9 protein-coding genes and 1 other RNA gene are annotated in these 9,690 nt (G+C 30.7%); 4 read left to right on the forward strand and 6 right to left on the reverse strand.

What is annotated here, in order from left to right; genetic code table 11:
* On the reverse strand, nucleotides 1-545 hold a 545-nt coding region (locus HKP59_RS11040), incomplete at its 3' end, for a Mur ligase domain-containing protein (RefSeq protein WP_291806798.1).
* 153 nt (nucleotides 546-698) lie between these two features.
* Between HKP59_RS11040 and kdsA the strand changes: the two genes are divergently transcribed.
* Entirely contained in the window at nucleotides 699-1,517 is an 819-nt protein-coding gene (kdsA, locus tag HKP59_RS11045) for a 3-deoxy-8-phosphooctulonate synthase (RefSeq protein ID WP_291806800.1), read from the forward strand.
* 11 nt (nucleotides 1,518-1,528) lie between these two features.
* Here the strand turns inward: kdsA and HKP59_RS11050 are convergent, their stop codons facing one another.
* The gene (locus HKP59_RS11050) at nucleotides 1,529-1,906 is read right to left on the reverse strand and encodes a DUF1801 domain-containing protein (RefSeq protein ID WP_291806803.1); all 378 of its coding nucleotides are present in this window, start codon (nucleotides 1,904-1,906) and stop codon (nucleotides 1,529-1,531) included.
* Between the two features lie 62 nt (nucleotides 1,907-1,968).
* Nucleotides 1,969-4,518 (reverse strand): adenosylcobalamin-dependent ribonucleoside-diphosphate reductase, encoded by a 2,550-nt coding sequence (locus HKP59_RS11055; RefSeq protein WP_291806805.1) that lies wholly within the window; start codon nucleotides 4,516-4,518, stop codon nucleotides 1,969-1,971.
* Nucleotides 4,519-4,684: 166 nt separating this feature from the next.
* Here HKP59_RS11055 and HKP59_RS11060 point away from each other — a divergent pair, with 166 nt between their 5' ends.
* Nucleotides 4,685-5,245: a hypothetical protein gene (locus HKP59_RS11060; protein ID WP_291806808.1), complete on the forward strand. Its 561-nt coding sequence runs from the start codon at nucleotides 4,685-4,687 to the stop codon at nucleotides 5,243-5,245.
* A 22-nt stretch (nucleotides 5,246-5,267) separates the two neighbouring features.
* On the opposite strand, the gene HKP59_RS11065 is transcribed toward HKP59_RS11060, so the two are convergent.
* Both HKP59_RS11065 and HKP59_RS11070 read right to left on the reverse strand, forming a co-directional pair.
* A complete protein-coding gene (locus HKP59_RS11065; RefSeq protein WP_291806810.1) occupies nucleotides 5,268-5,489 on the reverse strand; it encodes a DUF3820 family protein in 222 nt (73 codons plus the stop codon).
* Nucleotides 5,479-6,681, reverse strand: a complete 1,203-nt coding sequence (locus HKP59_RS11070) for an NAD(P)-dependent oxidoreductase (RefSeq protein WP_291806812.1) — start codon at nucleotides 6,679-6,681, stop codon at nucleotides 5,479-5,481. The genes HKP59_RS11065 and HKP59_RS11070 overlap by 11 nt, the downstream gene beginning before the upstream one ends.
* Nucleotides 6,682-6,799: 118 nt before the next feature.
* On the opposite strand from HKP59_RS11070, the gene ssrA reads away from it, so the two are divergent.
* Both ssrA and HKP59_RS11080 read left to right on the forward strand, forming a co-directional pair.
* Nucleotides 6,800-7,193, forward strand: a transfer-messenger RNA (tmRNA) gene (gene ssrA, locus HKP59_RS11075).
* 41 nt (nucleotides 7,194-7,234) lie between these two features.
* Nucleotides 7,235-7,843: a TonB-dependent receptor plug domain-containing protein gene (locus tag HKP59_RS11080; protein ID WP_291806815.1), complete on the forward strand. Its 609-nt coding sequence runs from the start codon at nucleotides 7,235-7,237 to the stop codon at nucleotides 7,841-7,843.
* A gap of 628 nt (nucleotides 7,844-8,471) precedes the next feature.
* On the opposite strand, the gene galE is transcribed toward HKP59_RS11080, so the two are convergent.
* Complete coding sequence (gene galE, locus HKP59_RS11085; RefSeq protein WP_291806817.1) at nucleotides 8,472-9,497, reverse strand: UDP-glucose 4-epimerase GalE; 1,026 nt, start codon at nucleotides 9,495-9,497, stop codon at nucleotides 8,472-8,474.
* Nucleotides 9,498-9,690: the final 193 nt, after the last annotated feature.

Raw genomic sequence — 9,690 nt, forward strand, 5'->3', positions numbered from 1 at the left:
GCAATATTTGGTTTGTATAAGTGAAATTTTGGTCTTCTATCAATTGGACTTGATAAATACTCATCGCCTTCTAGGACTATAAACTCGTTTTCTGAAGTTAAATGTACCATCGTATCAAAACCCTCCAATTGAGCACCAACCATATAATCTACTTCAATTTCATGATAATTTAATACATGTAATATCATGGAGGTAATGGTGGTTTTCCCATGAGAACCTCCAATGACAACACGCGTTTTATCTTTGGATTGCTCATATAAAAATTCAGGATATGAGTATATTTTAAGTCCTAGATTCTGCGCTTTTATCAATTCTGGGTTATCAGGTTTTGCGTGCATTCCCAAAATTACTGCGTCCAAATTTGAAGTTATTTTTTCTTCAAACCAACCAAACTCTCCTGGTAACAATCCTTTTGCTTTTAACCTAGATTTTGAAGGTTCAAAAATTGCATCATCACTTCCTGTAATTATATATCCTTTTTTATATAAAGCGAGTGCTAAATTGTGCATTGCACTTCCTCCAATTGCAATAAAATGTATATTCATAAAGCCAATAATTAACTATGTTCAAATGTAAGTAAAGTATTAAAAAGAAAGAAAAACTAAAGGTAATAGTTCCATAAAAAAATCTTTCACACATTTCATTTGCTGATTTCAATCAGTAAAAAAAATCTGTACCTTTGTAAAAAATATTTCACAATGGATTTAAACCTGATTCCAAAAATAAAACACACAAATAGTAACAATTTCTTTTTATTAGCTGGTCCTTGCGCCATTGAAGGTGAAGAAATGGCATTACGTATCGCTGAGCATATTTTAAAAGTGACCGATACATTAGAAATTCCATTTATTTTCAAAGGGAGTTTTAAAAAAGCAAATCGCTCTAGAATTGATAGTTTTACTGGAATTGGTGATGAAAAAGCATTAAAAATATTAAGAAAAGTTTCAGAAACATTCAATATTCCAACAGTTACAGATATTCACACCAATGAAGATGCTGCAAAAGCTGCTGAATACGTTGATGTGTTACAAATCCCTGCCTTTTTAGTTCGCCAAACCGATTTAGTGGTCGCTGCTGCAAAAACAGGTAAGGTTGTAAATTTAAAAAAAGGACAATTTATGAGTCCTTCAGCAATGAAGCACGCAGTTCAAAAAGTAAAAGACAGCGGAAACGAAAAAGCATGGATTACCGATAGAGGAACTATGTTTGGCTACCAAGATATGATTGTTGATTTTAGAGGAATTCCTGAAATGCAGCAATATGCACCTGTTGTTTTAGATGTTACTCATTCACTTCAACAACCTAATCAAACTAGTGGTGTTACCGGTGGAAGACCTGATATGATTGAAACTATTGCTAGAGCTGGTGTTGTTAACAACGTAGATGGATTATTTTTAGAAACGCATTTTGATCCTGCAAATGCGAAAAGTGATGGCGCCAATATGCTAGATTTAAAATATTTAGAAAGTTTACTTAGTAATTTGGTTGCTATAAGGAAGACAATCAATAATTTTTAAAAAGAATTTTATTAAATTATCCAAGCTCTTTTGCTCTTAGCTAAAAATATAGCAGCGTCTTTTAGTAACTCAATAAATTGCAACTCATCAAAAGATTCTAAACTTTTAACTTGAAGAGAACGTACTTGTTTTCTTTTGTTCTCATTTTTTAGTTGAGGATATTTTTCTTTCAACAAAATGCCTTGTACAAAGGCAATATCAACAAAATTAGTTCCTTTTAAAACATTTAAATACAACATTGGTTTATTATTTAAATTAAAAAGAGGAATGTTATAACTGAATTTTTCTTCAATATTTGGCAACGTTTTTCTAATTACACCTCGTACATAAAGCATAATTGATTGATATGGTTCTTCTTGATTTAATATGTATTGTTCAACTGGATTCATAAAAAAACACCATCAAGATATAAAATTTTGTTGATGTTTTTAATGTTTAATCAATTATAAAATTATCCGCACTTTGAATGACCGCAACTTTTACATTTTAGGCATCCTTCTTCATAAATAAGTCCTTCAGGGTCTCCACAATCCGGACATTTTTTATCAGCTGCTTGAGTTCCATCTTCTACAAATTGCTTTAATGTACGAGCAATACCATTCTTCCAAGTATTAATATTTTCATCGTACATATTTAAATTTTGAATTAAGTCAACAACATAAGGAATTGGCATTCCATGACGTAAAACTCCAGAAATAAGTTTGGCATAATTCCAATATTCTTTATCAAATGTTCTTGATAAACCTTCTAAAGTAACTTTATAACCTTGTTTATCTAAAAACTGAAAATCATATCGTGATCTACCTTCTTCATCTCTATTTTTAATTACATATCCTTTTTCTAACCAAGCTGGTAAAATAAAAGCATCTTCAATTTTTCCAGTGAATACCTCGTAAGGTCTATTGTTTATTAAACCAACTACCGCCACCCATTTATCATAATCATTTTGAAAACGCACCACTTTAGCTTCAATCGTTTTTGGTCTTTTAGGAAAAATAGTTTCTGCAAAACAATCATTTTTCTTTTTATCCTTTTTGTCATCATTAGAGACTAAAATTCCGCTTCTAGATCCATCTCTATAAACCGTAATTCCCTTTAACCCTTTTTTCCATGACTCAATATAAATATCACCAACCATGTCAACAGAAACATCAGCGGCTAAATTTATTGTTGAACTAATGGAATGTGTGGTATACTTCTGCACTAAAGCTTGCATTTCCACGCGCTTTTTCCAATCAATTTCTGGCGCGGTTGCTCCAGCATATGGACTATTTTCAATAGCTGTTTCACCTGAAACCTCCATCCATTGTTTTAGTTTTGGATGATATACATCAAACTCTTCAAAAGCATCACCCATATCATCAACATAGGCAATTTTAGCATTTGGATCGTCTTGATTTACTTTTCTTCTTCTTTTATACGATAATAAGAAAACAGGCTCTATTCCTGATGATGTTTGCGCCAGCATACTTAAACTTCCTGTTGGTGCAACTGTGCTAATAGAGATGTTTCTTCGCCCATACTTCATCATTCTATCATAAATTGATGGAAAATCTTTTTCTATCATTTGAACAAACTCTGAATACTTTTCAATTTCAGGATTAAAAACATCAAACTTTCCACGAGTTATTGCCATATCAATGCTACTATCAAACTCACCTTTAAATTTGGTTTTCATTATTTCATCAACTTCAGCAATGGCTTCATCAGTATCAAACTTTTTTCCTAAAGCTGCCATAGCATCGGCTAAAGCAGTAAACCCTAAACCTGTTCTTCTTCCTTTTTTACCAGTTTTATATAATAATTTCCAGGTATCAATTTCAACTTGCTTAATATCAGTTGGTTCTTTATCGTGCATTATTTTGTTGAATATTTTATCAACTGCCTCTAACTCTAAATCAACTAAATCATCCATTAATCGTTGAGATTCATAAACAACTTCATAGAATTTTTTATGATTAAAGGTTGCTTTATCAGTAAATGGATTTTCAACAAAACTATATAAGTTAATTGCAATTAAACGACAACTATCACCACCTTGCATGGCGATTTCAGAACAAGGATTTGTTGAACTATTTTTAAATCCAGGATATATTGATGATGTTGAATAAAAATGTTGACGATCCCAAAATATTAAACCTGGCTCTGCTGTGTTATGCGCACATTTTATAATAGTATCCCATAATGATTTTGCTTTTACAATTCTAGTATATGTTGGATTTTCACTTTCTATAGGCCAGCGTAACTTAAAATCATCATCATTTACAACAGCGATCATAAATTCATCTGATAATCGAATGGAAATATTTGCACCTGTAATTTTGGTTAAATCTTGTTTAACCGTAATAAAATCTTCAATATCTGGATGTGCAATATCCATGGTTAGCATTAAAGCTCCTCTTCTACCATTTTGGGCAACTTCTCTTGTAGTGTTTGAAAAACGTTCCATAAATGAAACTGCACCCGTTGTTGTACCTGCAGAATTAGAAACCATTGCCCCATTTGGTCTTAGATTAGATAAATCTACTCCAACTCCACAACGTCTTTTAAATAGTTGTGCCAACTGCTGATCTGTATAAAAAATACCTCCATACGAGTCTAAAACTGGAGGAACCACAACACAATTAGATAAAGAAGCGATTACGTTATTATTTCCTAAAGAAGACATAACACTTCCTTGTGGAATGGTGTATTTAAAATCTTTGAACAAATTAAAAATAGCTTCTTCTGATAAGAATTTTCTGTTTTTACCGTATTCAGATAGTCCTTCTTTACTTTTTTCTTTTCCTAAATACTTTTTTTCAATGCGAGCAAATTCAGTTGCCATCCTTTCATGCATATCATTAGGTGTAGATTCAAAATATTCACCATCTTTATTTTTCATTGCATACTTGTTAATCCAAGTAGTTGCAGCTAGTTCATCCCCATTAAAGTACTCTAAAGCACTCTTTAGCACCTCTTTATGTGTGTATATTTTTGAAAAAGTTAATTGCTCCGCCATTTTTTAAATAAGTTTGTTATGTTTTTTTTCAGTTATTAAAACTATTAAATATTTAAACCTAAATTGTCTTTTTATCAAATTAGTTAATAACATTTTATTGTTGAAAAGTTGATTTTTTTGCTTCTATTTTTTTTGTAGATTTAGGCTTTAACTAATCTTTAGAAATTTGAATACGAAAACTCATAATTTATCTTTACAAGGCATTGCAGGAGTTTTGTTTGGTATTATTTGTATTTTATTTATTGTTTTAGTCCAAGTATTTATAAATCAATATACCTCTTCAAGTGGAGCTACATCAGTTTTACCAATTTCTTTTTTTGAAATTTTAGTTTTAATAAGCACTGTTTTGTTTGCACTAATTAGTTACTTTATTATTGTTTATGTAAACAAACGAAGAAGAAAAAAAATTGGTTTAAAAGGTTGGGAACAGCATGCTAGAAAAATTAGAATTATTTTTTTCATTCAATTTATACTAGTGCTTTTCATTTCTTATGTATGCATTCAAGTAGGAATGGTGAAACTAATTATACCTGTAGTATTATTGATGCATGGCTTAAGTTGCATATTAGCGAGCCCCTTTACAAACGGTTATTCAAAAATACTCGGATTATTTTTTGCTTTACAAAGTTTGCTTGCTGTCTTTTTTCCTGAAGTTCAATTTTTGTTATTGGGAGTAGCCTTTGGAGGTTTTCATATTATTTATGGTGTTTTTGGAAACAAAAATTAACTCCCAAAAAATTATAAAAGTGCTATTTTTCTCTAATTTTTCTTACTAAATCCTCTAAACCATTAAGTTGCAATTCATATACCAAATGCAGTTGCTCTCCAAATTTTCCAGAAGGAAAGCCTTTATTTTTATACCAAACAATATAATGCTCAGGTAAATCGATTAAAAACCTACCCTTATATTTTCCATAAGGCATTTTGGTATTAGCAAGTTTAATTAATAAATGTTGTTGATTATTCTCCATCAACAAAATCTTGTAAATAACTAAATCTTTCAGTTAATTTTCCATTTTCTGTCATTTTTGCGCGTTGTAGTACACCATCTTTATCATTATTAAAAAATGCTGGAATTACATATGTTGCGAAACTTTCTCCAAAACCTTCAGACGCATCTTTAGGTAACTCACAAGGTAAATTATCAACTGCCATAACTGCAATCGCATCGCTATTCAGATAATCAACTTCTTTTTCTGTCAAAGGATGATACCCATAAATTGGATTTGCAATAGTAGAGGGCCTAATCGTCGAAGCTACAGGTCCATCAATATCACAACTGATATCAGCTACCACTTTTATTTTAAAATTTTCGGATTTTGCATCTTCACGTGTAAAAATATAGGGTGAACCTGATCCAAAAAAATGACACGCTATATAAAGATCGGAAACATTAGCAAAACGCATAAAATTGCTTTCATATTCTTGCGGATTTTTAAAGAAATCTTGTTCATTTATAACCTTACCATCTTTTCGTTTATTGTAGTCCAACACATCTATTTGAACATATACAGCTTCATCAAAAATTTGAGATAAAAATTGTTCAACTGAAACTTCTCGCATTCCCATACCATCTAACATTTCTTTAGCACCATTACTTACACGTCCTTTTCCTGTCAATACCACTTTTATAGGTGGGAGCTCTAGTTTTTGTAATTCATGAATTAACATTAATTGATCGTGTAATTCTTCTGCTTTTGGTAAATTAAAGCGATTATATTTTAACCCATAAGTTCTAAATCCGTTATATGCACCTACAATTCCTGCATATCTTCCAAAAGCAACTAATCGTATATTATTTTTATTTGTAATAGTTTCGTGATCATACAATTCAATATTTTTTGCTAATATTTCTTGTAATAAATCTCGATTATAGGCCTGCTTTTTTATGGTATGTGAAAAGAAAAAATATTTTTTATTCGGAATTAAATTTGTTTTTGGAACTTCTTTCACTCCTAATAGAACATCACAATCTGATACATCATTCACAACTTCCATACCTTCAATTCTATAATCAGCATCGGTAAAAAATCTATCCTCAGAACTTTCAACTTTTATTGTAAGCTCAGGAAATTCATTTAATAATTCTTTACATTTTTTTGGAGATAATACAACTCTTCTATCAGGCGGATTCTTGCGTTCTTTAATAATTCCTATCTTCATAAATAATTGGTATAAATTTTGCACTAATATATTAGGAATTAAAAGAACTCACAAATAAACTATGTGACATATTTTGCTTAAATTTGCTTTCTTTAAGGAAAAAGATCTTTGAAATTTTGGGGACGATTGGTTTTGACTGCAAGGTCAATTAAACTAGAAGCATGCCGAGTTATGAAATAGCACTCGTAAATCTCAATTTCAACATTTTAAACGGCGAAGATAACTACGCTTTAGCTGCTTAATCCGAATTATAGTAGGATAAGCCTCGTTGCACTAGGTGCAAAAGCTAAATGTCTCTTGAAAGCCTTGGTTAGCGGCGGTCAGATTAGAGGCATCGTAAAAGTTAACATAGATTTGCTAGTGTTTCAATAGCATTTTGAAACTTAAGAAACTAAGCTTAAAGTGGGCGGTTTTCGGTCAGCTTTAAGTCGAAAATTGAACGAAAAATAAGCATGTAGAAACTACTTTGGTTGCTTGTTTGGACCCGGGTTCGATTCCCGGCGTCTCCACTATTTAAGTTTTATTTATTTGATATTCAATACAAATTATAATTATGAAAAAATATATAATAGCAATAATTGGAGTATTATTTTTTACTATTAACGTTAACGCTCAAGAACAAAAAATCACAATTAAAGTTAAAGATGTTAACAGGAAACCAGTTGCTGGAGCGCTAATTCTATTTGATGATGTAAAGCAAAAAAGATGGACAAATATTCAAGGGGTTTTTAAAACGAAGTTAAAAACAATACCAAAAAAAATTAGTGCTTTTCATCCTAATATAGGAATATCTTCAATAGAATATAATGGACAAAGCAACTTATCAATTATAATAAAAGAAGGAAATGACACCCATTTATTGAGTAATTCTTCAAAAAAAATAATATCCAGTCAATTTAATACTATTTATGACTATATAAGGGATAAAGTTTCTGGAGTAAATATATCTTCCGATAATATTATTAGAATAAGAGGTTATAATTCAATTAATGGGAATATGACTCCCCTTTTTATATTAAATGGAACAGCAATCCCAAAAGATGTATTTGGTCAAATCATGCCTGATGAAATTGAATCTGTTACTGTTTTGAAAGGGCCAGATTCAGCAATTTTCGGAATAAGGGGAGCAAATGGTGTTATTATTGTTAAAACCAATCGATAATAACTATGTCTTAAAAATTTCAAATTACATTTTTGGAGTTACCAACATTTACTCGGACATTATTTTAAGACTGTTTAGTTAAAAACTAGTATGTTGGAATTATGAAAAAATAACATTACAGTAACGAATTTAAATTAGAAGCAGTTCAATTAAGTTACAAACGAGACAATATTAAATATTTAACCAATGAATTAGGGGTTCACGTTCAGCGTATTTAAAAGTGGTGAATTAATAACAAAGAAAGTAAGATAACATTAGTATCAAAAAAACAAGAAGATGCATCGGAAGTTAAACAATAACATAAAGCCCTTAAAGAACATCAATTAGAGCTTGAAATATTTAAAAAAAACGTTCATATTTTTTCAAAGAGTTTTAAAGAAATTTAGAGGGTTTTGTTTTTATTAAAATTTGTAAATCGCTTCCAAAATATTTTGATATTTGTCATCTTTGCTCCACAATTAATTTGTGTAAATTCAATTAATTTCTTGACTAATAGTGATTTATAAAATTATTTTTAACATGGTCAGCATTTTTAGCTAGCGATTGAAAAAACACCTCCTCTAAAATTGCTAAAAAGTTTGAGAAGGTTAAAATTGACTCTATTATAATTTCTGACCTACCTTTTAAATTATAAAATATTCTTCTTTACCTCCCATTCCCATGACGATTTAGTCATATCATCAAGTGTTAATTTTGGATTCCAGCCTAATTCTTTCTTTGCTTTTGCAGTACTCGCATATAGCACTGGAACATCTCCACTTCTCCTATCTACAAATGAGTAATTCAATTTTTGCTTTGTTGTTTTCTCAAAAGAAGCTATTACATCCAAAACAGAATAGCCAATTCCTGTCCCTATATTAAATATTTCAAAATTTTCTTTCGCCTCATTTTTCATCAAACGTTGAAATGCCATTACATGAGCTTTAGCAAGATCCACCACATGAATATAGTCTCTTATTGCGGTACCATCAATGGTATCGTAATCCTTCCCGAATATTTTCAGCTCTTCTCTTTTTCCCAATGCTGTTTGCGTTATAAAAGGCATTAAATTATTTGGAACACCTGTTGGAGTTTCTCCTAAATCACCTGAACTATGTGCTCCTATCGGATTAAAATACCTCAATGATATTGCTTTAAAGTTCTTCGCTACTTTTGAAAAGTCTTCGATTACTTCTTCACCAATCTTTTTGGTGTTTCCATAGGGAGAGGTTGGTTTTTTTGTTTTTGAATTTTCTGTGAGTGGAAAACTATCTGGCAATCCATATACTGTAGCAGAAGAAGAAAATATTAGATTTCGTATTTCAAACCTATCCATGCAATCCATAACATTTAATAATATGTTTAAATTGTTGTGGTAATATTGAAGAGGCAATTGCACACTTTCTCCTACAGCCTTGAATGCAGCAAAATTGATTACCCCTGAAGCATCCTTATGCCTTTCAAAAAAGGATGTTGTTTTAACCCTATCCGTAAGGTCGATATTTTCAAATGTAGGTGCCACATCAGTTATACTTTGAATTCTGTCTAAAACTGAAATGTCTGAATTACTTAAATTATCAACGATAACTACCTCTAAACCTTCATTTATAAATTCTACTGCTGTATGGGAACCTATATAACCTGTTCCTCCAGTAATTATAATTTTACTTTTCATTATTTAATGTTTGTTTTTATAATTATAAACTGCTACTTCCAAAAAACTGAGTACAATGCTACAAGCACTATCATGACTGCAAAAGCTCCTATATTAAAGACTGGGCTTGTTTTAAACAAACCTTTAGTAATGGCTATTCCTTTACTATCATCTGCTCCCTTATTTTGGAAGTAACTTACTAGTGCAATAACAA

Origin of the sequence: Lutibacter sp., assembly GCF_013041805.1 — a bacterium.
In the GTDB taxonomy this organism is placed as follows: Bacteria; Bacteroidota; Bacteroidia; order Flavobacteriales; family Flavobacteriaceae; genus Lutibacter.

Coding starts and splice junctions, on each gene's coding strand:
- kdsA (WP_291806800.1), top strand. CDS start 699: ATGGATTTAAACCTGATTCCAAAAATAAAACACACAAATAGTAACAAT.
- HKP59_RS11050 (WP_291806803.1), bottom strand. CDS start 1,906: ATGAATCCAGTTGAACAATACATATTAAATCAAGAAGAACCATATCAA.
- HKP59_RS11055 (WP_291806805.1), bottom strand. CDS start 4,518: ATGGCGGAGCAATTAACTTTTTCAAAAATATACACACATAAAGAGGTG.
- HKP59_RS11065 (WP_291806810.1), bottom strand. CDS start 5,489: ATGGAGAATAATCAACAACATTTATTAATTAAACTTGCTAATACCAAA.
- HKP59_RS11070 (WP_291806812.1), bottom strand. CDS start 6,681: ATGAAGATAGGAATTATTAAAGAACGCAAGAATCCGCCTGATAGAAGA.
- HKP59_RS11080 (WP_291806815.1), top strand. CDS start 7,235: ATGAAAAAATATATAATAGCAATAATTGGAGTATTATTTTTTACTATT.
- galE (WP_291806817.1), bottom strand. CDS start 9,497: ATGAAAAGTAAAATTATAATTACTGGAGGAACAGGTTATATAGGTTCC.